At 61.1% G+C, this 24,017-nt stretch carries 18 protein-coding genes and 1 pseudogene; 7 read left to right on the top strand and 12 right to left on the bottom strand.

What is annotated here, in order from left to right:
• Window positions 1–31 precede the first annotated feature (31 nt).
• Window positions 32–1,408, top strand: a complete 1,377-nt coding sequence (locus KZ498_RS00245; RefSeq protein WP_312615829.1) for a serine protease — start codon at window positions 32–34, stop codon at window positions 1,406–1,408.
• 88 nt (window positions 1,409–1,496) lie between these two features.
• Here the strand turns inward: KZ498_RS00245 and KZ498_RS00240 are convergent, their stop codons facing one another.
• The gene (locus KZ498_RS00240) at window positions 1,497–4,988 is read right to left on the bottom strand and encodes a tetratricopeptide repeat protein (protein ID WP_312615827.1); all 3,492 of its coding nucleotides are present in this window, start codon (window positions 4,986–4,988) and stop codon (window positions 1,497–1,499) included.
• A gap of 389 nt (window positions 4,989–5,377) precedes the next feature.
• Here KZ498_RS00240 and KZ498_RS00235 point away from each other — a divergent pair, with 389 nt between their 5' ends.
• Window positions 5,378–5,545 (top strand): hypothetical protein, encoded by a 168-nt coding sequence (locus tag KZ498_RS00235; RefSeq protein ID WP_312615826.1) that lies wholly within the window; start codon window positions 5,378–5,380, stop codon window positions 5,543–5,545.
• Between the two features lie 36 nt (window positions 5,546–5,581).
• Window positions 5,582–6,820, top strand: a complete 1,239-nt coding sequence (locus tag KZ498_RS00230) for a bacterio-opsin activator domain-containing protein (protein ID WP_312615824.1) — start codon at window positions 5,582–5,584, stop codon at window positions 6,818–6,820.
• A 39-nt stretch (window positions 6,821–6,859) separates the two neighbouring features.
• On the opposite strand, the gene KZ498_RS00225 is transcribed toward KZ498_RS00230, so the two are convergent.
• The gene (locus KZ498_RS00225) at window positions 6,860–7,222 is read right to left on the bottom strand and encodes a YbaY family lipoprotein (protein WP_312615822.1); all 363 of its coding nucleotides are present in this window, start codon (window positions 7,220–7,222) and stop codon (window positions 6,860–6,862) included.
• A gap of 269 nt (window positions 7,223–7,491) precedes the next feature.
• Window positions 7,492–9,834: a M12 family metallopeptidase gene (locus KZ498_RS00220; protein ID WP_312615820.1), complete on the bottom strand. Its 2,343-nt coding sequence runs from the start codon at window positions 9,832–9,834 to the stop codon at window positions 7,492–7,494.
• Between the two features lie 666 nt (window positions 9,835–10,500).
• Here KZ498_RS00220 and KZ498_RS00215 point away from each other — a divergent pair.
• The 4 genes and pseudogenes from KZ498_RS00215 to KZ498_RS24665 all read left to right on the top strand — a co-directional run.
• The gene (locus tag KZ498_RS00215; RefSeq protein ID WP_312615818.1) at window positions 10,501–11,484 is read left to right on the top strand and encodes a helix-turn-helix domain-containing protein; all 984 of its coding nucleotides are present in this window, start codon (window positions 10,501–10,503) and stop codon (window positions 11,482–11,484) included.
• 372 nt (window positions 11,485–11,856) lie between these two features.
• A complete protein-coding gene (locus tag KZ498_RS00210; RefSeq protein ID WP_312615816.1) occupies window positions 11,857–13,209 on the top strand; it encodes an FAD-dependent monooxygenase in 1,353 nt (450 codons plus the stop codon).
• Between the two features lie 66 nt (window positions 13,210–13,275).
• Window positions 13,276–14,151, top strand: coding sequence for an alpha/beta hydrolase (locus KZ498_RS00205; RefSeq protein WP_312615814.1), 876 nt, complete (start codon window positions 13,276–13,278; stop codon window positions 14,149–14,151).
• 77 nt (window positions 14,152–14,228) lie between these two features.
• Window positions 14,229–14,435, top strand: a pseudogene (locus tag KZ498_RS24665) (aldo/keto reductase); the annotation flags it as partial.
• A 234-nt stretch (window positions 14,436–14,669) separates the two neighbouring features.
• On the opposite strand, the gene KZ498_RS00200 reads toward KZ498_RS24665, so the two are convergent.
• The 9 genes from KZ498_RS00200 to KZ498_RS00160 form a co-directional block, all read right to left on the bottom strand.
• Entirely contained in the window at window positions 14,670–16,598 is a 1,929-nt protein-coding gene (locus tag KZ498_RS00200; protein WP_312615812.1) for a transfer complex protein, read from the bottom strand.
• Window positions 16,595–17,608 carry a hypothetical protein gene (locus KZ498_RS00195; RefSeq protein ID WP_312615811.1) on the bottom strand — a complete coding sequence of 338 codons (1,014 nt, stop codon included), beginning with the start codon at window positions 17,606–17,608 and terminating at the stop codon, window positions 16,595–16,597. Before KZ498_RS00195 ends, KZ498_RS00200 begins: the two co-directional genes overlap by 4 nt.
• A gap of 2 nt (window positions 17,609–17,610) precedes the next feature.
• A complete protein-coding gene (locus KZ498_RS00190) occupies window positions 17,611–18,903 on the bottom strand; it encodes a hypothetical protein (RefSeq protein WP_312615810.1) in 1,293 nt (430 codons plus the stop codon).
• An 88-nt stretch (window positions 18,904–18,991) separates the two neighbouring features.
• Window positions 18,992–20,683, bottom strand: a complete 1,692-nt coding sequence (locus KZ498_RS00185) for a hypothetical protein (RefSeq protein WP_312615809.1) — start codon at window positions 20,681–20,683, stop codon at window positions 18,992–18,994.
• 4 nt (window positions 20,684–20,687) lie between these two features.
• Window positions 20,688–21,098 carry a hypothetical protein gene (locus tag KZ498_RS00180; protein ID WP_312615808.1) on the bottom strand — a complete coding sequence of 137 codons (411 nt, stop codon included), beginning with the start codon at window positions 21,096–21,098 and terminating at the stop codon, window positions 20,688–20,690.
• 126 nt (window positions 21,099–21,224) lie between these two features.
• Window positions 21,225–21,683, bottom strand: a complete 459-nt coding sequence (locus KZ498_RS00175) for an SWIM zinc finger family protein (RefSeq protein ID WP_312615807.1) — start codon at window positions 21,681–21,683, stop codon at window positions 21,225–21,227.
• Between the two features lie 542 nt (window positions 21,684–22,225).
• Window positions 22,226–23,164, bottom strand: coding sequence for a transcription initiation factor IIB family protein (locus KZ498_RS00170; protein WP_312615805.1), 939 nt, complete (start codon window positions 23,162–23,164; stop codon window positions 22,226–22,228).
• A gap of 70 nt (window positions 23,165–23,234) precedes the next feature.
• The gene (locus tag KZ498_RS00165; protein WP_312615804.1) at window positions 23,235–23,492 is read right to left on the bottom strand and encodes a hypothetical protein; all 258 of its coding nucleotides are present in this window, start codon (window positions 23,490–23,492) and stop codon (window positions 23,235–23,237) included.
• A 68-nt stretch (window positions 23,493–23,560) separates the two neighbouring features.
• Window positions 23,561–23,923 (bottom strand): helix-turn-helix domain-containing protein, encoded by a 363-nt coding sequence (locus tag KZ498_RS00160; RefSeq protein ID WP_312615802.1) that lies wholly within the window; start codon window positions 23,921–23,923, stop codon window positions 23,561–23,563.
• Between the last annotated feature and the right edge of the window lie 94 nt (window positions 23,924–24,017).

Here is a 24,017-nt window from a genome sequence, read left to right as displayed (position 1 = left end):
CTAGTAGTATGTTATCATATAACACGATACCATGAGTAGAGACACCCACAGCCACGACAACAGTTCCCCTGAAACCCAGGAGTCATCACACCACCAATCAGGGGGAGCCGACCGAACACACGCTCACGAACAGCCAGAACACGAACACTGGGACTTTCTCCCACGCCATCCACCACTATCCGATGAACGGCCCGACAGCTACCCGGAATCAGCCAGCGACGAAGCGGCGTACCAGTCGTATTACGAGAGCATCTGTGGCACGCGTGACGAATCGATGCCAGTCGAACTGTACGACGGGTCGTTCGACGGGATTCCTGAGAAGTTTGTCGGCGAACACGAGGGCCCGGTCGGCCAGTTACAGTGGCAGGAAGACCTCCAGGACCTGGACGTCGTCCACGAAAGTGCCACGCGCTACGCCGGGGAACGGTGGTGTTCGGGAACGCTGATCGACGACGACCTGCTTCTCACCGCCGGCCACTGTTTCACGATTCAGAACATGCCTCGGCCGGCCGATGTGGCCGGTCACATGCAGGTCAATTTCGACTACCAGCGAGATTCCGACGGCGAACTGCAAGAGGCACAAACGAACGAGGTCGTCGAACTCGTCGAGCACGAATTCCGACACGACGGGCTCGACTACGCGATTGTCAGGGTAGCTGGGACGCCCGGTGAGACGTACGGGACGGCCGAAATCGCGGCGAGAGACGCTACGGAAGGTGACAGGCTGTGTCTCATCAGTCATCCCAACCAGATGCCGAAACGGGTAGAGGCGGGCCACGCAACGCACCTCCACGACGTTCGTATCGGCTACGGCGACCTGGATACCGCCGATGGGAGCTCCGGCGCTGGGATTCTCCAGAGTCCGAGCGGGCACCTCGTCGGTGTGCACACGATGGGTGGCTGCGATGCCGTCCGGAGTAGCCACAACCACGGCATCAGGATCGAACCACTACTCGAGAGATCGCAGACGCTCAGCCGGCTCGCCACGGGGGACGGGACGGTGACCAGTCCGAAACAGGAACCCACGGCACAGACAACAATTATCCAACAGACCGCATACGCAGCGACGACGGACGCAGCAGAGGAGACACAACAGTCAGCGGAATCCACCGCCGCAGGTGCGCGAGCACATCCACAGGGCCTGCCAACAGAGTCACACCGCTCGACGTTCGAATCCCACCGGTCCACACTGGAGTCTCACCGGTCGACGCTCGAATCGCATCGGTCGACCCTGGAATCGCAAGAAGCGATGGTGGAACTGCACCGAACTCTGTTCGACGTACAAGAACAGATACTCGAAGCAAACATCGAGAGCCTGTCGGCGTGTCTGGACGCGCTTGATGAGTGTACGGAAGAGATACAGCAGCTAACCGATGAGAACCGGATGCGGAAAACGGGGGGTCAGTAACCGGGACGACAGACAACGGAGGCAAAATCGACACACCCGATACGGCCCGACACACTGCAACGACCGCGGGTACTTGCACCACAGTCGGTTATCGCGCGGTCTCTTCGCTCAATCCAGTCAGTGTGTCCTCGAAGTCCGTCCGTGTCTCGGGGAGGCCGGCTTGCTCGGCCAGTTCGACGGCCGTCTCACAGTGTTCCCTGGCGGCCTGTTTTTCCCCATGTGAGACACAGATTTCGATAAGTCGCTCCAGCGTCGTGAGCGCCTCCTCGTCCACCCCGATGGCCCGATATGCCTCGCTGGCGGTCACGAAGCGCTCGCGGGCGCGCTCGACGGCACCTCGTTGGAGTGCCACCTCTCCGAGGTCGACCAGCGTTTCTGCCGCTGTGCGCCGATCACCGACCGTGCGGCCGGTCTCGAGACTCCGTGTCAGGGTTTCCTCGGCCGCTTCGTACTCGCCGCTTTCCCACTGTATCGTTCCGAGCTTTCTGAGACATTCCGCTGTGCCGTGATCGACGTCGATCGCCTCCCAGATGTCCAGGCTCTGGTCGAGGTATTCGACCGCAGCTGACCTGTTGCCCCTCTCCCGTTCGATGTCGCCGAGAAGCAGCAGGCTGTTGGCCTCCGTTCGGGTGGCACCGATCTCCCGGGCGATTTCGAAGCTCCGGGTCACGTGCTGCTCCGCATCGTCCAGGACACCCCGCTCCAGGGCGATCTCCCCTCGCAGCAGGTGGCTATCTGCCACACCGTGCCTGTCTCCGAGGGCCTGTCGCACGTCGAGGCTGCGGGTCGCGTACTCCGCTGCAGCATCGAGGTCACCCGACCGGAGGGCGATAATCGCGTGGTTGCCGAGACATCTAGACGTCCCGGGTTTGTCGTCACAGTCGCGATAGCGTTCGAGGCTCCGGGTGACTCGCTCTTCAGCGGTGTCGTAATCCCCCTCGGTCAACGCCACGACGCCGAGGCGCAGCAGACTGGCCGCTTTCCCGCGGCTATCGCCGAGGTCCTCGTAGATGCGTAACCCACGGGTCACGAGCGTCTCCGCCGTGTCGAGGTCCCCGCGATGCATCTCGATTTCGCCCCGTTTTATCAGGCTCAGCGCGCGCTTCTTCCGGGCTGTTGCTGTGTCCATGACGTCCGTCTCGCGGACCAGCGTGGCGAGGCGTTCGAACTCCGCCGTGGCCCGGTCGTACTCGCCGGCCGTCCGATACATCTCGCCGCGCCATTCGGTACAGCGGACCGACAGCACAGGCGAGCAGGCGTCGGGAAGGTCGATAGCGGAATACTCGCTCCTGCCGAACAGCGGCGCGAGGCTCGGATAGTCCTGTCCGAGGGTGAAGAGGCGACGTACGAAGTCATCGGCCCATTCACCGGGTTCGATGGTGATCTCGGAGAGATACGCCGCTTCGCCCTCGAACTCCCAGTGAATCCGCTCACGGCGCTGGGTCTCGTCGGCAAGCGCGAGGAGCGCTGTGACACAGCGACCGAACCGTTGCTGGGCTGCCCGGGGGGATTCGATGTCGATGAGACGGGTCAGAAACAGGCGTGACCACGACTCGTGTACCGTGCGGTAGCGGGCCGAATCAGCGCCGGCGTCGGGCTCACTCGGAAAGAGAATGTGTCCTTCGAGCGTGGACAGTGCTTCGCGGACGACCTGATGTTCGCCCTCGTCAGCGACCGCGTGGACAAGGTCCGGATAGACGCCGATGCCGGTCGCGTTGAGCAGGTTGACCGTCACGCCGACGTCGAGGAAGCGGTCCGATTCGGCGGCCTGCAGGCGGTCGTACGTCTGCTGGATATCCTGGGTCAGCGTGGTCGGTAGCCGGGAGTCGTACTTCGAGAGGGGGTCGGCATACGACGCCAGTCGGTGGAGAAAGAGCAGTATCCGACCGGGGCGCGCCGACTCAGACGCCGAAGCTGCGTCCTCGTCAAGCTGTCCGAGGAGTGACTGGACGGGCGGCGAGACCGAGCCGGCAATCGTGTCCTCGAAGTGTCTGACCAGCCGTCGACATTCGTTTCGGTCGAGCTCGGGCATCACGGTTGTCTCGACGGCTTCCTGTCGATACGCTTCCAGTCCGGCATCGCTCGGGAACTCCTCTGGCTGTTGCCACTCCGTCGCCCTCGAATCGAGCAGGAACGTCACGGTCGAGTCGCCACTGACCGCCTGCATGAGCCTGAACACGGTGTTGGCTTCGTCCCGGACCGCGTCCTCGACGACGACGAGCGCGTGCCCACTGGCCCGCCGGAGGTGTCGTTCGAGTCGCGAACGGGAGTCAAACGGCTGGCCGTACCCGCTCTCGCGATAGAACACCGGACCGAGGCCGTTCTCGTACCACCGGCAGGCCACGGACTTACAGACCGTGCTCTTGCCGGAGCCGGGCGGCCCGAGGAGCACGTGGTCACGGCCGTCCCGGAGCCGTGCAACGAGATGGTCAGTGAGGTTCATCCGGTGTCCGTCGTGTCTCCACTCCCGGTCGATGGCATACCCAGTGTGGACCTCGACGATATCGAGGCCAGTCCGCCAGCAGACGGCAGGTGGTTGGGGCTCGCGACGGTCGAAATACGCCTCACACAACCGCACGAATCCCTCGGCTTCGAGTTCGACCGATGGCTGTGTGGTCTTCGCTGGGTCCGACTGGGCGTCGGGCCGGTCTGCTTCCTTCGGACTGCTGTCATTGTCTGGATGCGGGGACTGCCCGGCGACCGAACGGTCCCGATTCATTCCGAGGACGTGCTCGGTCCCACTGGTGGCCGCTTGTCCGATGCCATCTGCCGCCGGTGTATCGTTCCGGATGAGCTCGTCGGTTCTGTCTGTGGCCGCCGCTTGCAGTTGTTGGTAGCAGTTTTCAAACCAGTGTGTTGCTGACTCCGTCGTATTCAGGAGCACACCGTGGACCGCGGAGTCATCGGTGTATACGAGCAGCGCCACCGTCACCTGTCCCGAGGACTCTATCCTGAGACCAGTGAACTGTGGGGTCTCGCCAGTCAAGACACTGTACTCGTCAGTAAGGGCCAGCTCACTGAACACGGCTCCGAACCGACCGGTGAGACGCTCGAACAGGTCCCGACGGAGGAGCAACTCGACCGACGTGCCGTGCTGGATGGCTGTCGCGTGACAGGCTCTGAGCGTCTCCAGGTTCGCCACTGTCGGCACGAATCCCCGGACTGAGTCCGCACCAGTGATCGCGTCCCTGACCCGGCCGAGCGTTCGATACGGCGGCGGCCCCGCCGTGCGCTCGCTGTCGGCCCCGGAGACAGCTCCGATATCAATCCGACTGTCGGCAGGAAGCGGCGCAAGCACTGCCGACGCGTTCTGAATATCGGTCGCATCCCGCCGCATCTGCCGGTACATATCCGCTGCGAGTCGCCCCGTCACGGTCGTCGTGTAGCCGCGGTCCGCCCCGGTCACCAGGCCCGCCGCTTCCAGTTCAGCCACGGCGCGGTTCACCGTCGACCGCGAGTGGCCCAGGACATCCACCAGGGCTCGCTTCTCGAGTGCCGTGTCGCACAGCTCTTCGAGAAAATCGAGCCGGCGGGCGGTGAGAACGAGGAGTTCCTCGTCGAACGTGTCGGCCCCGACCATGTTGAAAGTTACCACACCACTAACAAAAAGGTGGCTGACAGATTCGCCTGAAAGGTAATGCCGTACGTGTACGGGTTTCAGATTCTCCAAGGTGGGTGTCTCACGGAGTGACAAGCCTGCTCACGCGGTGACACGTCCGCTCACAGGGTAGGTAAACAACGGTGTGTCTCGAAGTCGGGAGTGGGTAACAGACGACCCGGAACGGGACGGAGAACACCCGTGACGGAGCGCGCTGGATCGGCGAGTCGGGGCCACCGTCTGGTGGCACGGAGCGCCGGTACCGCTGCGGAGGCTGCCACCGAGAGCGGAGCGATTCCACCGACAACCGAACACGGGATAGCTCCCGACCCGGTCAGGTCCCGTCTGCGAACCCGGAAGGTGATCAGGGAATGCGAGACATCGACTCCGATAGCGGCGCACAGGGACCCGACACCGGTCGTGACGGCTCGACAGTTAGCACGCTCAGTGTCCGGAACGGGACTGTCCTGTTCGACCTCGAAAACTATCACAGCTGGATTCAGTCCGACACGACGGTCGACCTCGGGGAGGCCACATGACGGGTATCGACTCACGCCAGCGTGACGGAGCCGACGATGACTGACAGGACCGCGACACAGGACCGGACGGATATTCCAGCACACCCGAGTCCCGACGGGTCCGAGGCCAGCCAGCAGGAGGGGTCGGTCGGATCCGACCTCGTCCCTGTACTCCGCGGTGTCAACGCGGCGATCGTCTCCGCAAGCACCCGTGAAGAACTGGCCGACCGGGTCTGTACCTACCTGTCTGACTCGCCTCGCTACCGGGCTGCCTGTCTGTGTGATCGGCCGACCTGTGCTGGACAGAGCGATAATTGGACCGTTGCCGGGGCCGAACCCGGCGAAACACCGACACTTCTGGATGACTGCTTCGCACCAGCAGACGCTGAAGCGTCTGAGTCCGGGCCGTCGCCGGTATCGATAGATGCTGGCCAAACCGGCTGGTGGACAGTGTTCACACTCACGTACCACGGGACCAGCTACGGCGCGTTCGGCGTCCTGTCCTCACAGCAGTCCCTGCCCGACCGGGAACGGACCGTCTTACAGGAACTGGCGACGGTCATCGGACACGCGATCACCGCAGTCGAAACCCGTCGACTCCTCGCCGCGCCGGCCGTCGTTGAAATCGAACTCGTGAGCTCGGATACGACAAACCCGCTGGTTGCCGCCGCCACACAGGTCGGGTGTCGGTTCACGCTTGACGGGCTACTCCCCACCACGGGGACTGGCGGTGTCGCGTATCTGACTGTCGAGAACGCGTCCGTCGTAGCAGCGAGCGAACAACTCACCGAGTCGTTTGCCGACGACGTGACCGTCGTTACCGAGAGTCCTACCGGTGAGGGGACACTGGCGTGGCGGCTCAACACCGACACGGTTCTCGGGCAGTTTCGCGCTCACGGCGCGCAGGTGACGGAGACACTCGTCACCAGCGAGAGCGCGCGCTACACCGTAGAGCTGGCTTCCGGCTCCGACGTCCGGTCGGTCCTGCAGTGTGTGCGCCAGCGGTATCCGGACACGCGGCTCCGCAGCAAGCGCGAACTCGAACGACCCGTGCAACCGCCTCGTCTCACGGACGACGACCTTGCTTCGCTTACGGACCGGCAACGTTCGGTGATGGAAGCCGCCTTCCACGCCGGCTACTACCGCTGGCCCAGAGCGGCCACCGCTGAAGAGGTCGCTACCTCGCTAGACATCTCCGCAGCCACACTCCATGGGCATCTCCGCAAGGCAGAGCACCAACTGCTCGAAAAGCTGTTTGCGACCGGTCCGCGTCCCATACACGACGGAACCAGGTAATCCCGCGGCCCGAACCCCCTGACCGAGCACCCACCGCGCTTACTCCACCCGTTCGACAGGTATCGTCAGGTCAGCGGGGAAATCCTGCGTCGATACCGGATTGGTGTCGGTGCTAACGTAATCTCCACGACTCACGTCAGCGTCTCCATCCGTGTCGACGTGGGCGGCGACCGAATACCGTCGCTGTGGTTCGATATCGTCCTGGTCTCCGTGGAGCGTAAACGGAACCCCCTCAGCAGTGGCGCGGTCAGCGGGGTCCCGTATCACCGTCTCCGCAACGACCGTCGCTGGCGCGTCCGCACGGCTGCTGTCCTCTAGCCTGACGAAGACGGTCGTGTCCGTGAGGTCCGGCCGGGTCGGTCTGAACGCGATTGTCCCGGTCACGAGCGGTGTTGTCGTCATGTGTGTCGTCGTAGTATTGTGTTCTTGTATGCCTGCACAGCCGGCGAGACTGCCCGAGATTGCGAGGACTGTTCTTCGGTTCACACGTATCCGCGATGTCGTTGTGGGTCGGCCTTGGTCGTTCATACGAAATCAGTGACGGCAGTCGATCGCCATCGACGCGAACTCAGCGGTAGACACCGACTGCTGGAAGCCGGCCGAGGCCGCTTGCTGCCCGACCGGACGGGACAGTGCATCTCAGCGGCGTCAGTGACCCGTTTTGCGCCTATCTACGCGTCGTGGATTGCGGCGGCGTAGCCGATGGTCTCGGTTCTGTGGCGCCCGTTGGCCTCTTCCTCCTGTAGCCGCACGTCGAACCCCGAGGGGGAGACGTTTCGATGCCGGGTCACGACGGCCTGGGGGCCGTTGTACGACTGACACCGGCTGACCACGGCGACGTTACCCTCCCCGTCCTGCAGCTGCGAATCCAGTGCGACGCTGGTCCAGGAGTGGTTCGTCTGTGTCGTCCCGACTTCGAGCAGCCCGCCGTCCGGGAGCGGGTACAACCCGCTGGGAAGCACGACGTAGCCGATCTGCTCGTCGACGTGGCGCTCGTTCAGATACTCCCACTCCTCGATCTGGAACTCGAAGGCGGTAGCGCCCACGTTGCGCACTCGCGTGTGTGCGGGGTGGCCCCCGCTTTCCGACAGCAACTGCGTCAGAACGACCGGGTCTCGGTGCGCGTAGTCCTCCTCCAGGGGAATCGTATGCCACTGCGAAGCGCCCGCCTGGTCACGAGTCACCACGCCGGCCTCCCCGAGTTGCTTCCCGGCCGCATAGTAGACCGGCCCCTCAGGCGTCGCGATGTAGGCTACCTGCTCTTCGATGTGTGCCGTTTCGTCGTCCGCGGACTGTGCTTCCTCGACACGGAAGCTCGCTTTCCGCGGCCCGGGGTCTTTCATGCGAACGCTGGCCGTATTCCCGCCGTTGAACGTCGTTATCGACGCAACTGTCGCCGGCGTCGACTGGAAGTCGCCCTCGTAATCCAGCTGCCGCCACTCGTCCGTGACATCGTCCAGCGCGATGCCGTATTCGAACGTCTCCGGCCGGCTGATTCCCATATATCCGATGGTCTCTGTCCTGTGTCGGTTGCCGGCTTCCTCCTCCTGTAACCGCACGTCGAACTCCCGCTTGCCGACATCTCGGTGTCGGGTCACGACGGGTTGGGACCCGTTGACCGTCTGACACTGGCTGAGCACGACCGGATTACTCAGTAGCCCCGGTGATTCGGTCGCCCAGTCGTGGTCCGTCTCGACCGAGCCGACGGTCAGTTCGAGCCCGTTCCGCAGTCGGTGGGTCCCCGATTCCAGGACGACGTACCCGACGTCCTCCGTCGTGTGCACGTCGTTCAGATACCGCCATTCCTCTATCTGGAACTTGAACGACCCCGGACTCACGTCCCGAACGCGCATGTGGGCCGGATGCTCACCGTTGTAGGACATGAGTTGCATGAACACGACCGGGTCCGAGTAGGTCCCGTCGAGGGCGACTGTGTGCCACTGGGTGGCGCTAGATTGGTCAGTGGTGACGACGCCCGCTTCGCCGATGGGCGTCGCGCGCTCGTCGACGATAGTCCCTTCGTCCGTGGCGAAGAAGCCGACTGCTTCCTCGGTGTGTCGAGTCTCGGAATCGCCGGACTGCTCTTCCTCGAGGAACACCTCGGCAGTGCCGTCGCCGCGGTTTCGCATCCGAACTCCGACAGTGTTCCCGCCGTTGTAGGTCTGCACGTCCGCGAGGACGACCGGCTCCGGGTCCACGTCTGAATCGAAACTGATGGTCTCCCAGTCGTCCGTCACGCCGTCCGCAGCGCCGGCGTCGCTGGGGCCGTACAGTCGGAAGATTGCGTCGATATCACCCTCACTGAGCCCGCTCCGGTTCCCGATGGGTTCCGGCGCCTCGATGGTCTTTCCCCCACCGTTGGAAAACGCATACGGGCCGTAGTGCATGATCGAACCGTAGTCGTACCGCCCGATGTCGTTCGAATCGGTGTGTTTCTTGAAGTTGTGCTTCTGGCTTTCGCGGATGTTCTCCCAGTTTATCGTCACGTAGACGTCGCGGTCCGACCGGCTCTGTTCGTGCCAGATGCCGGCCGCGTGGGCTATCTCGTGGATCACAGCCCCCGTTCCACAGCCGGTGTCGATACTGATCTCCTGTTGCCCGCCCTGCCGACCGACGTAGGACCAGCACCCGCTCCCATCGAAGAACCGCACGTAGTCGCTGTGTCCCGACCGCGGGACGAACGTCACCGGCGTGTTCGCTTCCCAGTGGTCGATGGCGTCGTGGATGCGGGACTCGCGCGGAAAGCCGGACTCGATTTCGTAGGGAATGGTCGCGTCGGGCCAGAGTGCGCTGTCGTCGGTCAATCCGATCGAATCCACAGCGCCGTCCGGTGAGTCGGCGGCCTCGACGTCAGTGAACTCCTCGGCGGGGCCGAGCACGATATCCCCTTCCACGACGGCCATCCCGTCGATAATCTCGGCCGTCTTCCGCTGTGGACCGATCCCTGGGATATCGATGCGGACCTCTTTGAGTTGCTGCACGTCGCCGTTCGGGTTGAACTTCTCAGTGTCCATCGGTATGCTCGCTTGCTACCGGGTGGTCGGTGTCTCGGTTCTCCCGTGTCGACAGCGTCGCTACCGGACGGTTCCGGACGACGCAAACGGTCTGTTGTTCTGTCATTATCTGATCGCTCCCTCCGTACTGACTCGACGACAGTCGTCGAGTCGACACCGTGTGCCGAATGGCACCCGCTGTTGCGGGTCACGACCAGCCCGATGCACGCCGCACTTCCCGTCACTTCCAGCGTGTGCGGCCGCTCTCCACCGGCCCATCGGGACTGTCCGCAGCACCGCTCCGGGCAGCACCCTTCGACGGTAGCTTTGTCCGTCACGACTTCGCATCCGGCCAGTCATGACCCGGTTACCACTCGTCGAGATATCGCAGTGAATCGTGTCGCTATGTGCTTAGCGTGCTGCTCGCCAGCACAGCGAGACTACTTTCTGTCCACTCAAGCTATTCACTCCAGTTTCGTCCGTTCCAGACCGCTCGGAGTACGACCACCTGATGGCTTTCTGAACGGTTCCTCGACCGTTGACTTGCGAGTTCGAACGCGAGTCACTTGCCGGACGAGATGACGGTCGTTGAGGGCGACATCCCGAAAACACTGAATTGGGCACGTAACAGGCAGTGCACGCAGTCAGGCACGCAACTTTTTGCCTCGGTGTGTGCTATCATAGCACATGGAATACACGAACGCAACTGAGTCACCTCTCGAGGCGGCCGCTGGAGCCGCTGGGCCGCAAGCGGTCGATGCGTTCAAACACCTGAGCGACGAGACTCGTCTGGCCATCCTGCTGGCTCTGTGGGAAGCATACGATCCGTTCGCTGATGACAACGCGCTGTCGTTCTCGGAGCTACGTAAGCAGGTTGAGTACGAAACCTCCGGGAACTTCAGCTATCACCTCGAAAAGCTAGAAGGGCATTTCGTCGAGTCGACCGCAGACGGATATCGCCTCAAGCGGGCCGGCCAGAAACTCGTCCGGGCCGTCATCGCCGGCACAGGTCTCACGGACACCACGCTCGCAACGACGGAGATCGACGTGGACTGCCTGATATGTGGTGAACCGCTCGCGATTACCTACCAGAACGAGCAGTTATACACTGTCTGTACGGGGTGTGACGGGAGATTCGCTACCGGCGATAAAAAGCCTCCGGGAACGATCATGGGATTTGCGTTCGACCCGGCCGGCCTCTCACGGCCCACCGCCGAAGAGATATTCGCCGCGTCGGTGTTTCGCGCGATGCAGAAGTTCACCATGCAGATGGGGGGCCTCTGTCCCGACTGCTCCGGCCCGGTCGAAGGGTCGATCCACGTCTGTGAGGATCACGTTCCGGACGGACTCTGTTCGAACTGTGGACGGCGATACGAGTTTCAGGCACGCTGGGTCTGTACTGTCTGCAAGAACGCCGGACACGGACCACCGGGGGAAAATCTCGTTTTACATCCCCGTGTCGTGGCGTTCTATGCGGACCACGGGCTCGATATCGGGTACGATACGAACGACTTTGCGACAATCGTTCGCACACTGAAAGCCATGTCTGACCACGAGCAGGAACTCGTTTCGGCTGACCCACTCCGTATCCGTGTCACGATCAGGTACGACGGCGATCGACTACGCTTGATCATCGATGAAGCGATGAACGTCGTCGAAGTCGAAGAGTAAGTGCCGGCTCGCCGCGCTCTCTACCCCACCGTGTCGAAATCCCGTTCGCTCGCCGATGTCGGTCCGTAATCTCATCAGCCCTGCTACTATAATTTCATATACCTAACACTTATTGACAGCACTACTAACATTTCCTGTGTCTGTCGCACGACGTTGCGACGCGTCAGTCTCCGCGAGGGTACGACGGGCGACAGCGGAGGAGATACCACACATGCCCGCGTATCCCGAACGTCACGGGGAACCACCCCAAAAGAACTACGAACCGGTCAGTGGTGCCTGTCACCAGTCCGGAAAAATCACGACCGAACCCCAGCGGGTGTTTCGCGTATCCGCAGTTCATGAACTGCTCAACAGGACACCCGTAATCAGCCAATGACGTTAGAAAGCGTCCCAGCATACGACTCCCAACGTGTTGACCCGGTCAGAGACCACGCGGTAGTCGTCGGTGCGAGTATCGCAGGCCTGCTAGCGGCTCGGATCCTTTCGGACGGGTTCGAGCAAGTGACAGTGGTCGAACGCGATACGTTACCTGACGAACCGAGAACGCGCAATGGAGCCCCTCATGCGCAGCAGCCTCACGTGCTACAGGAAGCGGGACGGGCCATAATCGAAGACCTGTTTCCGGGGTACGGCGACGACTTAGTCTCCGAAGGCGGGTTGATAATCGATCTGGCCTCGGACTTCAATTTCTACGACGAAGACGGATACCTCGCTGACGCCCATGCTCGGATGCCGGGATACGCTGGCAGTCGCCCGCTGCTGGAGTCCGTGATCCGAAAGCGAGTCTCAGAATTCGATGAGGTGCAACTACGCGACGGCACTCGCGTCGTAGACTACCGGACAGACGAGCCCGGAACGACCGTGACCGGCGTAGAGATCCAGGGTTCTGATGGCACCAGAACGTCAATATCGGCCGATCTGACGGTCGATGCAACCGGTCGGACGAGTCGGACGCCGAAATGGCTTGAGAGCCAGGGGTACGAGTCGCCCGAGGTTGCGGAAGTCAATGTCGACCTGGCATACAGTACTACGATTGTTGCCCGCGATGCTGACGACCAGCGGGCGTTCTGGGCACCAGCGTCCCCACCCTATACTCGAGGCGGTGGCACAATACCGATCGAAAACGGTCAACGACAGGTAGTCCTACACGGCGTCCACGGCGATGACCCGCCACGGAACGCTGACGACTTCCGCGACTTCGCGTCGACGCTGCAGATCACCGAAGTCGAAGAGATTCTGGATGCCTACGAGATTCTCTCGGAGGACATCCACTACTATCCATTCCCGTCGAATCGTCGGCGCTACTACGAAGCGCTCGATCGTTTCCCCGACGGGTTGCTCGTCGTTGGTGATGCGATTGCGAGTTACAATCCGATATACGGCCAGGGAATGTCGGTCGCAGCGCTTCACGCGCTCGTGTTGCATCACACACTCGCCGAAAACGGTCTCGATGAAATCGGGCTCGAGTTCTTCGCGGACGTCGAACCGATTGTCGAGACCGCGTGGATGATGGCTGTCGGAGGCGACTTCCAGTTCCCTGAGACGACCGGCCCGAAGCCTCGTGGCACCACCCTCATGGGCTGGTATCTGTCCCGACTCACCAGAAAAGCCCATACTGACCGGGACCTGGCCGAGCGCTTCTTCCGCGTCATCATGATGGAGAAATCGCCTTCCACATTACTTCGTCCGGGCGTGATGTGGCGGGTACTCAAGCCGGACATCTAAGCCAGCACTGGGAACTGTTTGGTAACAGTGATTATAGTAAACAGAACGCAACGGAGATGAACCGGAATGCACGCTGAACTACAACCGGCCGTCGAACACGAATCGGTTGAGACAAACGGGGTGACCTTACACACTGTTTCCGCTGGTCCCGAAGACGGCCCGCCTGTGCTTCTCCTGCATGGCTTTCCCGAGTTCTGGTATGGGTGGCGGTCCCAGATTCCGGCGCTGAGTGATGCCGGCTACCGGGTCATCGTTCCCGACCAACGCGGGTACAACCGGAGCGACAAGCCGACCGAGATAGATGCGTATACGGTCGACATCCTGGCTGCTGACGCGGTCGGAATCCTCGATGCGCTCGGCTACGAGCGAGCGCCGCTTATCGGACACGACTGGGGCGCTGCTGTGGTCTGGGAGACGCTCCAACGCCATCCCAGCCGCGTCGAGCGAGCCGTCCCGATTAACGTCCCACACAGGGCAGTATTCGAGGAGTACCTCACTGGAAAGCCCAGGCAATTACTGAAAAGCTGGTACATGTTCTCTTTCCAGATCCCGACGCTGTCGGAGTGGGCGTATCGTACGGCTGACTGGCGTGGCCTGCGATGGTTACTGGACACGTCGAACCGCGTGGATACGTTCAACGAAGCGACTGTCAACCGGTACAAGCAGGCCTGGGAACGGCCGGGAGCGTTCACGGGGATGCTCAACTGGTATCGAGCGCTCTTTCGTGGCGACCCTGCGGATCCACCATCCCAAACTGTGGACCCACCTACGATGCTCATCTGGGGGACACAGGACCCGTATCTCAGTACCGGGATGGCCCGAGACAGTATGCAGTACTGTTCAAACGGCCGACTCGAACTGATCGAAGACGCTACCCACTGGGTCCAACATGAGGTGCCGGACCGCGTGAATGACCTCCTTCTTGAGTTCTTGGAGACGTAAGCGGAGTTGGTCGCCTCACAACCGGGTCCACGTTCCGGGAACCGTGGACTACTGCATACACGCTCTATGACCGGTGTGGCAAGTCAGATGCACACGTATCGGTCAGATGGCTGATACAGCGAGAAACTGTTGTTGTGATTTCCGGAGCTGTCACGCCGAAACACGTGGCAGCGAATCCCGGCGGTTTTGATTTCGAACTCAGTGACAGGGAGATGCAGCGAATCTGTGAGATAAGCGCGGTATCCAGCATGATCGCTGAAACATATACTCTACTGAGGACGTAAACAGGCCACTTTAGAGTCGCATTCTGAGACGCGGTCGTCTGAGTCTCACTTGCTCCCGTTGATGTGGTTTGGGTATCTTCGGGAGAACTCTTCTGGGTGCCGCCGGCGCAGCCCGCGCTGCCTATTTCCATCGCACAGCCAATTGCCCGAAGCACTTCTAGTCGACGTCTTGAGGTCATAAACATCTCTGGCAGCAAACAAACTAAAGATTTTGAGATGATTTCGTAATTATACTTAGCCAAGCAGGTCTGCCTCGTACTCGCTGGCCCGAACACGTATCGGGAACCAGCCTTCCTCGTCAACGCCGACCAGCGCCTCGGAATAGCCGTCAGCATCGTTACCGGCTTTGGCCGAGCGGACCCAGTCGATTTCGCGGTCGCTGAGGCCGAACCAGTCAGCTAGTTCGTCAGACGCTTCGTCAACACGGTGAATCACCGTCATCGAACAGAGGTTGGCGATCGTCCGGGCCTCGGGTGTCAGCGCGAACTCCCCACCTGTCTGCGTGATGAACTGCAGGGAGATATCGTAGTGACGACTGTGACGGACAGCTGTTTCGAGGAAATCCAGCGATGTCGCGTCGTTCATCAGGTAATGCGCTTCGTCGATAGCAAACACCACTCGTTTGTCGGTCTGTTTGGCCCGTTCATACACCGCGTTGAACAACACCTGCATCATCAGACTCGTTTCGGACCGCCCACGTGTCCCTTCCTCCTGGTGCAGATCGAGATAGACGACATCGGATGTGATATCGAATTCAGTGGGTTCCGCAAGGTTAGCGAGATCGCCGCCATCCCGGAACGACGGACGCAGGTCGATCAACAGTGATTCTGCGTCCGTCTGGACGTTCTCCTGTTCACCAGATGTGACGTAGCCGAACGCATCCGGGTCTTCCAGCAGTTGTTCGAGGACGGCGATCACATCCCGAACGGTCGGCGATGGTCGATCATGCGTCGCTGGATCTCGGGTAATGCCCTGTTGCTCATAGGTCTCCTGTACACAGCGACGAAGCGTCTGTTTCCGATCACCCAGCGGATTCCCCGCAACGTGTTCGAAGAACGTCTCGAAGAACGTGAGCACCCACGCGATCTGCTCAGCCCATGGATCGAGATCCGGAATCGTATCCAACACGGACGTCGGTGTGGATTGAATTTCCAGCGGATTGAATGAACGCGACCCGCCAACGGTCACGCGCTCACCACCCAGTGCCTCGTTGAGTGAGGCGAACCCTTCGAGCGGGTCAAGCATTACCAACACCGTATCTTGGTCGTGCATCGCACGCCGGAGAAGTTGCAGTTTCGTCGAGAACGATTTTCCCGCACCGAGCTTTCCGATTACCATTGCACAGTAGCCAGTCTCCCTGGCAAAGCGGTCAAGTAACAGTGGACTCTCGTTGAGCGCGTACGTCCCGTATTCAATGCCGTGTTCGGCCAGGGCACCCGCTACGAAGGGGAACATCGCTCCCAGCGCGCCGCCCAGCATCGGCGTCTGTGTGTCCTGTTCGAGATTCATTTTGTCCATGCCGACCGGGCTCGCCGAAACCAGTCCGTCCAGTTGCGCCCACCGCGGTGTTACCGGTGTCAAATTCGCCGGCGCCCGCCTGGCCGCGTTCGCAACCGCGTCACTCGTCACATCCTCGCGTGTCTCGCCGTGCTCGGTGAGATACATCGAGACGTCGAACGCTTCCATCGACGTGTTCCGCAGCACGTCGTATAGTTCCTGATAGTCCTGCAGGTCCTTGCTGACGCCACGTGCCCCGGCCCGGCGTTTCTCCGAGAGGTACTCCATCTCTGCTTCCAGATCCTCGATCTGATTCTCCAGGGAGTCAAGCGTCGCCTCCGTATCTCTGGGTGTGATGTGCAGCGAGATATCCGTCGTCCGTGTGTCGGCTGTCGAGTACAGCTTCTCGAAGAGTCCATCTTGCGGTGCATCCGGGAACTGCCCGACCCAGTGCGTGCGCGCCCAGCGTTCACCAGTTCGGAGCGCCGTCGGTGTCCGTTCGAGTTCCGACGGGGCGACTAGCGACTTGTGGATCGCTTCCGGTGTGTCCAGCGATTGGTCACTCTCCATCTCGACAACCTCCACTGAAGATCCGTCATCAGCCGCCGACTCTGCTGCTGTGTCCGTCTCGGTGGTACCGACGAACGGCAGCCATTGCCAGGTCATGGCTGGTCCCCCACGAGTGGGCGTGTCCGAAGCGTCCGCTCGAAGTCCCCATACTCCAGCGTCTGGCCGGCCCAGAACTCGCCGATGAGCTGTGTTGCGTCACTTGCATCGACGATCCTGGCCTCACACCCATCGAGGTCACGGAGTCCGGACTGAACGCGTGAGAGCCGCTCGTCGAGTTCTTTGAACAATTCTCGGCGCTGGACCGCAAGCGGTGGCGCAGTGACCGCCCGAACGAACACACCGAGTAGTGGCACATCGCTGACCTTCGCCAGCACGCTCTCTCGCTCAAACTGGACCTCTTCCGGCGTGACTGTGACGACCACGTAGTGATCGCGGATCGTCATCTGGCGGGCGGCCAGATCCCGCTCGTACCAGTCGATATAGCGCTCGATAAGCGTCCGCAGCTGCGGGTTCGCCTTCACGTCGGGATCGTCCAGTCGGTCACGATAGTGGTCGAGATACGTCTCGACGGGGAACGGCTGGGTCGTCGAGTAGATCTGTATCGGGAACGTCACGGTCGTGTTCAGGAAGTCCTGAAAGCCATCCGCCATCGCTCCCCATTCCTCGTCTGTTGCCAGTGCCATCGACGGCGGCGACACCCGAACGAGACCGATGACTGCGCCGTCCCGCCGCTCGATCGCGTCATGGGTTGGATACACACGCGCAAGCTGGTGGTGTTCCAGCGCCTCCGAATGCGGTTCCTCAGTCGCAGTCGTGTGAAAGCGAACCATCGTCACCAGCCAGTCGAGACTCGACGTATACGCTGGCGTTACGTACACGAACACCGCCCCAAGGCACGCTGCAACAGCGGCGACTGGGAGCAAGAGCGTCTGTATCGTGTACCCGGCTACCCGTGTCGACGACGGGACGACCAGCTGTGTGAGTAAGACGACAGCAACCGCTGGCAACAGCGCCACGCCGATGTCTCCGAGCGTGTACGAACCCAAGAGTTTCGTTTCCGTGCCGAGCGACTTCGGGATTCGTTTTGCAGGAGTTCTTTCAGCCATTGTCAGTAGATGTACCGTGGTGGATCGTCGTCGTCCGAGTCAGCGTCCGTTTCCTCGGACTCGTTCGATTCGTCGTCAGACTCGCGGTCGTCCGATGGTTCCGAATCGGTCGATTCAATCTCGGGCTGGTCGCCCAACGGGTCAGCATCGTCTCGGTCGGCACTGTCTCTCGATTCACCAGATGGAACGCGATCGCCACGCTCGCCGTCTGCTGAGCTCTCAGTCGTCGACGTGTCGAGCCGGGAGCGAAGTGTTCGCTTCGTCTGTGAGGCCCTCCGCCCGACAGCGTGTGCCTTGGACGACCCTGACCCCAGCACTTCCTGGCCACTGGCTCTGATCGCAGACTGGCCTGTGAGTCCACGACGTAGGTTCGTCACGCCCAGTGCACCCTGTTCTCCCGCGTTCTCCACCGTCGCTTTCCGGTCGCGTACACGACGGCGTGACCCGTGCTGTGCCGCCCGGTCGGCCATGAAGAACAGCGCACCGGCCTGCCAGAACAGCACGAACGGGACGAGGGCTGCAATCAGTGGTGTCCCGATGGCCAGGAGCCACTGTCCGAATCCGCCGATCGACAGCGTGACTGACTCTCCGAGCAACTCGCCGAGGCGAAACAGCACCGCCACCGGCACGGTCATGAACAGGAACGGGACGTAAAACCCCGCGAGCCGCGACATCAATCGCGCCACCGGGGCGAACGGGCCGACGCCGGGCACCCAGAAGACGATCAACAGCGGCACCAACAGCACGTAGAGGTACAGCACCAGCTGCCGGACGAGGTAGATGAGCGCGAGCACGAGGAAGATCGCTATGTCGAGTGACGCAGCAAGCGTCAGCCCCGCAACCCCCATCGCACCGAACGACACCGTCTCGAACAGTCCGATACTGTCCAGCGACGGCACGAGAAACTCGACCAGGCCGTCGACGAACCGCAACGAGATCGCGGCCAGCCACCACCACGACAGGATGCCCAGCAGGCCGGCAAACGCCCGCTTTTTCAGCTTCGTCCGGTGATAGCCGCTGAACAGGTGGCTCGTCGATTCCAGGAATATAACCACGCCCAGCGAGAGCCCCCACAGCAGGAGCGACAGTGGGACCATCGTCTCCCAGTAGTACGTGTACAGTGACGGCCAGGCCCCGTTCGCCGGCGCGCTGAACACTGCATCCGGGCGCGGTGTCGTCACGATGAGATCAACCAGTGCCTCGACGTTGTCCCCGACGAAGCCGAAGACTGAGTTGGCCAGCTTCTCGAGAAACCGTTCCAGTGAATCGACGAGAATGTCACCCAGCGTCTGCATCATCTCCTCCGTGAATTCGCAGTGGTTGTCGACCTCGTCCGATCCGCCGACCTGCCATCCACCGTCCGTGCTGACTGGACCTGCTCCATTACAGATCCCTCCACGGTGGCCAGACCCCCCAGCCGGTGATGCGGTCGATGAGGAACCCGGCCAGCAGGAGCGTCCCGACCTTGACTCCGAGTGTGAACAGCAAGTGGACGTATCGCAGGACCGTCCCCGCTACGTGGACAGACGACGAATCGCCGACGTATCCAGGGGGACTCCGCCACCAGTCGCCTGGTATGTATTCCGCGGTAACGGCGTCACCCTCCCGCGGGATCGTCGCCTGGACAGTCCCGTTGGCGGTTGTGTTGACTCGCTGACCGTCCACTTGTATGTATCCGTCACGTGACGCTGTTTCGATTGGTGCGCCTGTGTTTGCGTCTCTGAGTGTCACCCCGACGGTGACGGTATTCGCGGTCCTGTTCTGGATGGTGAGATCGATTTCGCTGCGATTGACTGTGATGGTCGCCGTCGAATCCGATGTTAGCCGCGTCCCTGCCCCCCGAACGAGCCCCGTGGCTCGAAGGGACTGGTCGTTCTCCTCGGCCGGCGCTCTGGCGGCGATCCCGAAGCTCCCGACGTAGGGTCCGGATACACTATCCAGCGCGATCGCCGAACCAAGATCGGGTGCTTGGAACTCGCGGCCGTACGAATCGAGGATTGTCATCTCCCGATAGCTGTCCTGTGTCGTCCCAGTTCGAACGGGATAGGCGTACACCTGAACCGGATGCACCGGCGAGTGGCGTGTTGTCGTCGTCTCCTCGTCGGTTCTGACGAGTGTATCCCACTGCTGGTCGCGCGCGACGTAGAACCGCCAGATGCCACGGATGTCCCCCGCTGGGAACTCGAGCCCGTACCATGGCTGGCTCCGGAAGACCACGACACCCAGATCCCCGTTCGGGTACGTTGTCCGATAGCCCGAGAGCGTTGGCTCGTACACGCTCACCTGCCTCGTTTGTGTCACTGTGACCGTCTCGTTGTGCGTCTCGACACGTCGTGTCCAGTACTCCCGACAGGTTCTGTTGCCATCGATGGGCTCGCAGACGGTTTTCTCTCTGTAGATCGTTTCAGCCAGTGCAACCGTGACCGTCGCTCGAAGCGTCAGTGACTGGTTCCCGGTGACGTTCCGAGATTGGTTCCGGTAGTCTAGACGGACGACATTGTCCGTCGTCGCGTTCGCGACCGGGTCGCCATCCAGCAGGAGCGTCACAGATTCCATGTCGTGACTGCTCACGCTCCACTCCGTGCGACGCGTCGGCGTGTCCGTCTCGCCCGGGACGGCCACTCGATAGTCGACTGTTCCGAGAACCGTCCCGTTCGGTGCGATGTACAGGGGTTGGTGTCGCTCCGACAACCTGACCTTCGTTGACGGTGTGACTCCGGCAATCGCGACCCCCACGTCCTTGAGATACCTGCCATCGGTCCGAGTCGCCGCAGTCGGATGGATCGCTGTCGACCGGGTCGTCCGTGGCATCTCCTCGATATCGCGTCGGTTCCACGTCTCGGCAGTTTTCGGTGGTGCGTCGAGTGGGACGTCGCTCGCGGTTCTGAGCGCCTCTCGTGCGGTCGCGTTTTCAGCATCCACGACCTGTCGCTCCTCATCGCCACTCCAGAGGTCCCAGAACGACGAGTCGGTCACGCCGTGGTCCGGTTCCCCTGGTGGATGCCCCGCGACCGGAAGGGCCGTTCCGAGGATGGCCCAGAGGCAGACGAGTCCGAACAGCGTGGTTCGAGCCATCTGCTTAGAAACTGCAACTGGTCCCACCCGAGACGACCGAGGACAGCAGGAACTGGATGATCGTCGTCGCCAGCGGGGCGACGATGACTCCCCACACCAATCCCTGTGTTCGGATCTGTTTGAGCTCCATCTTCATGTCGGCCTGTCGCACCATCGGTGTCGCGACTGCGGCACCGAGTGCGAGCGTCCCGCCAACGAGCGGGCCGCCGAACTGGATCAGCGTGAAGATGTTCTTGATCGTCACCGCCATCTCCGTCTGGCAGAACTCCTCACCGATATCCTGTGCAGCGGCCGGCTCGACGAACAACAGCGCCAGCGCAACCACCCCAACGGATGCCTGCAGGCCGTACTGTTTCACCAGTGCGATGCGACTCCGCGCGTTCGCCGAATCGTCGGCGTTTGACCTGACCCCCATCATGTCTCGATAGTCGTCACTGAAGCAGTGGATCCCCCCAGGGAACCCCTCTCCTCAGCAACCAATCTATAGTAAAATAGTCATCAATTATAAATTTAATCATTGAATTTACACGAGAAGTACATACTAGTAGTCGGCAAATGTTCGCCGACCCAGCCGGTAGCACTCCCAGCAGGGTACGTCTGGAAGACAGTCCTCACAGTCGTCGGGATCGTCTTTACTTGTGTGTTGGTGTAGTTCGCCCGCTACGCCTGCTTGCTCAGTGCCCGAGTCCACCGCGGGGCCACCATCACTACGGATGTGGGGCGTGTCTGTGGACTGGCTCTGTGCTAGGTCGCGATCCGGTCGGCGAATAGCGATCGCGACCCGGTGTTTACACGCGCTGTCGAACCGCTCGTCGGCTGGACAGGTACACGCTGACGGGACCGACCCGTCCATCGCAATCAGATACTCATGTTCGGCCGGATTCGCATGGCTCTCATTGCGAACCCGAAACCCGGATTCGACCGGCGTGATATCGAACCGTTCGTACTGTGCGCGCTTTGCGACTCGTGACGAAAACGTGAGTGCTTCGAGTGGATGCATACTCGATTCCGCGGCGCACCGCAGTGCGCCCGCACGCCTCAGGGCGCACAAAAACACCATAGAGAACTTGAACAAGGAAATCACCTACGTGAGATATGGAGGTAGTCGTGCTGTCAACACTTGGTCTACAGGCGGAACAGGCCGAGTGCCTCGGGGCTTGACCCCGAGGCAGTTCACTGACCGTATCACTGGTTCTCGAACAAATCAGTATTCTAAGATTACACTGAACAGACGACCGCCCCTGGCGAGGCGAGTGTTACCGTGACCCGTCTAGTTGAACTCAGCGAATCTGCCGGTGACTGAAAGACATCCTCTAAGTCTTGCAATTTTCTCGTGACAGAAACTGGGAAAGAAACCAGTTATTCCGACACACTGTCCCGCTGTACTGACTGCTCACGGAAGTTTGTAGACAGCAATACCGGTATGGCCACACTGGGGACAGGCATCAATCTCGGTGTCGTTCAACATAGTTCTTCCACACCGCCGGCACTCCCGATACACTATCTTATCGCGCTTGAACACCCTCCGAAGCCAGTCACCGATCATTCGTCCGCCGCGAGAAACGCCGTAACCCGCTTGCGGTGATTGCGCACTGTCGCCGCCGACACGTCTGCAGCGTCAGCGAGTGCCAGTTGCGTTGGTGGGTCTGCCATAGACGATGCGGCAACCGCGAGACAGGCAGCCGCAAAGCCTGCGGGATGGGTCCCGCTGCTCACTCCGTCGTCGTGAGCACGGCCGGCGAACGCCCGTGCTCGCCGTTCCACCTGGGCAGGCAGTTCGAACTCGTCGGCAATCGACGGAATGAATGCGATCGGGGATTGCGGTGGCACGGGAAGTTCGAGTTCCGTGTTGAGCGTTCGATAGCCGTTCTCGACGCATTCCACGTCAACAGGTGTAACGGTTGCTACCTCCGCCAGGGTTCGTGTCGTTTCGTTCAGTCGGCAGATCGCATACACGCTCGCAGCCGCGATTGATTCGATCGACCGCCCTATGAGCAGACCGTTGTTTTGGGCCGTCCGGAACAGGGAACTGGCCTGTTCACGAAGTGAGTCTGCTAACTCCAGATCCGAAGCGATCCGTGCGATCTCACTGAGCCCAGTGGCGAGATTCCGTTCGGCTTTCGAGCGCCACCGTGCTCTGGTGTGTTCCCGACGGAGGCGATTGAGTTGGCGTTGTTTCTTCCCCGAGAGGGTGTTCCCGTTGCCGTCCCGCTTGTAGCCGATCTCCGTCGAGAGTCCTCGGTCGTGTCTCGTGTTCGTGAGCGGGGCTCCGGTTCGTGCTTTCGAGGTGTCGTCCCCGGAGACTAGCCGCGGGCCACGACGGTCCAAGCGACAACGCTCAATGACGATGCCACAGTCGCGACAGGCGATTTCACCACCGTCCGTATCGAGGCGACCACCGCACTCCGGACAGGTATCTGCCGCAATCGTTCGACCGCTCGATTCGTCGAAGCCATGTTCGTAGATATCTCTCGAAGCCATCTGTGAGTACGAGGCCAATTCTGGCTGGCCCCGCACCCTTCAGGGGGTGAAAAAAACTCTGCGGTGGCTGTTACCTGTCTCGGTAGCCAGCAACGGCTGCCATTCGACGTACCGCCGTTTCGGTCACACTTTCTGCAATCCGAGCAACCGCTTGTTCGATATTGCTGCTTCTGAGCGAGACGACTGCCCACGGTGGAATGAACGACTCTCGGTCGAGTCCTTCCTCGACGAATGAATCTGCAAGCGGTATCGACTCAGCGTACTCTTTCGTCGAGATTCCTAGGGCGATGTACTGCTCGCCAGCAAACGGATGGGACTCATCACTCACGACGAGATACGGTCGGTGTGGGGTGTTCCCAAACGGATCCGATGCGACGACAGTGCCTCGTCAGTACATCACTCGTCGGCTTGCTCGGCGTCGAAATAAGGAAGGTCCGAATCCCAATTCGGGTTCTGGCCGTAGTAGTCTCCGTTGAACTGGTCCGCAACAGTTTGCAGTCCGATCTCACTGGCCGTGTGGGCATCGTATGCCTCGACGTTGATAGCCCAGTACGTGCCTTTGTGTCGGACGAGCCCGCGCTGTTCGAGTCTGCGAAGCGTCGTTCCGACACTTCCACGGGGGATATCCAGTTCCTCAGCAAGCTCACTCGCCCGGAACCCGAGTTCGGGGTGGCCTGCGAGAAACTCGAGGATCTGCCGTCCGTTGGTGTCCTCATCCGGCAGATCACTCGGATGGTACCTCTCGAAATCTACGGGCATTGTAACGATATGTAATAGTACGTCACTCAATGTAATGACAATGCGGGATGATACAGTCGAATCGAAGTTTGGATTCGATACCAGTGATGCGCTC

Origin of the sequence: Haloarcula sp. 1CSR25-25 (assembly GCF_032027985.1) — an archaeon.
GTDB lineage: Archaea > Halobacteriota > Halobacteria > Halobacteriales > Haloarculaceae > Haloarcula.
This window is presented reverse-complemented; position numbering and strand designations above follow the sequence as displayed.

What these genes read in the sequence shown, in the direction of transcription:
- KZ498_RS00245 (WP_312615829.1), top strand. Translation starts at nt 32, where the DNA reads ATGAGTAGAGACACCCACAGCCACGACAACAGTTCCCCTGAAACCCAG.
- KZ498_RS00240 (WP_312615827.1), bottom strand. Translation starts at nt 4,988, where the DNA reads ATGGTCGGGGCCGACACGTTCGACGAGGAACTCCTCGTTCTCACCGCC.
- KZ498_RS00235 (WP_312615826.1), top strand. Translation starts at nt 5,378, where the DNA reads ATGCGAGACATCGACTCCGATAGCGGCGCACAGGGACCCGACACCGGT.
- KZ498_RS00230 (WP_312615824.1), top strand. Translation starts at nt 5,582, where the DNA reads ATGACTGACAGGACCGCGACACAGGACCGGACGGATATTCCAGCACAC.
- KZ498_RS00225 (WP_312615822.1), bottom strand. Translation starts at nt 7,222, where the DNA reads ATGACGACAACACCGCTCGTGACCGGGACAATCGCGTTCAGACCGACC.
- KZ498_RS00220 (WP_312615820.1), bottom strand. Translation starts at nt 9,834, where the DNA reads ATGGACACTGAGAAGTTCAACCCGAACGGCGACGTGCAGCAACTCAAA.
- KZ498_RS00215 (WP_312615818.1), top strand. Translation starts at nt 10,501, where the DNA reads ATGGAATACACGAACGCAACTGAGTCACCTCTCGAGGCGGCCGCTGGA.
- KZ498_RS00210 (WP_312615816.1), top strand. Translation starts at nt 11,857, where the DNA reads ATGACGTTAGAAAGCGTCCCAGCATACGACTCCCAACGTGTTGACCCG.
- KZ498_RS00205 (WP_312615814.1), top strand. Translation starts at nt 13,276, where the DNA reads ATGCACGCTGAACTACAACCGGCCGTCGAACACGAATCGGTTGAGACA.
- KZ498_RS00200 (WP_312615812.1), bottom strand. Translation starts at nt 16,598, where the DNA reads ATGACCTGGCAATGGCTGCCGTTCGTCGGTACCACCGAGACGGACACA.
- KZ498_RS00195 (WP_312615811.1), bottom strand. Translation starts at nt 17,608, where the DNA reads ATGGCTGAAAGAACTCCTGCAAAACGAATCCCGAAGTCGCTCGGCACG.
- KZ498_RS00190 (WP_312615810.1), bottom strand. Translation starts at nt 18,903, where the DNA reads ATGCAGACGCTGGGTGACATTCTCGTCGATTCACTGGAACGGTTTCTC.
- KZ498_RS00185 (WP_312615809.1), bottom strand. Translation starts at nt 20,683, where the DNA reads ATGGCTCGAACCACGCTGTTCGGACTCGTCTGCCTCTGGGCCATCCTC.
- KZ498_RS00180 (WP_312615808.1), bottom strand. Translation starts at nt 21,098, where the DNA reads ATGGGGGTCAGGTCAAACGCCGACGATTCGGCGAACGCGCGGAGTCGC.
- KZ498_RS00175 (WP_312615807.1), bottom strand. Translation starts at nt 21,683, where the DNA reads ATGCATCCACTCGAAGCACTCACGTTTTCGTCACGAGTCGCAAAGCGC.
- KZ498_RS00170 (WP_312615805.1), bottom strand. Translation starts at nt 23,164, where the DNA reads ATGGCTTCGAGAGATATCTACGAACATGGCTTCGACGAATCGAGCGGT.
- KZ498_RS00160 (WP_312615802.1), bottom strand. Translation starts at nt 23,923, where the DNA reads ATGCCCGTAGATTTCGAGAGGTACCATCCGAGTGATCTGCCGGATGAG.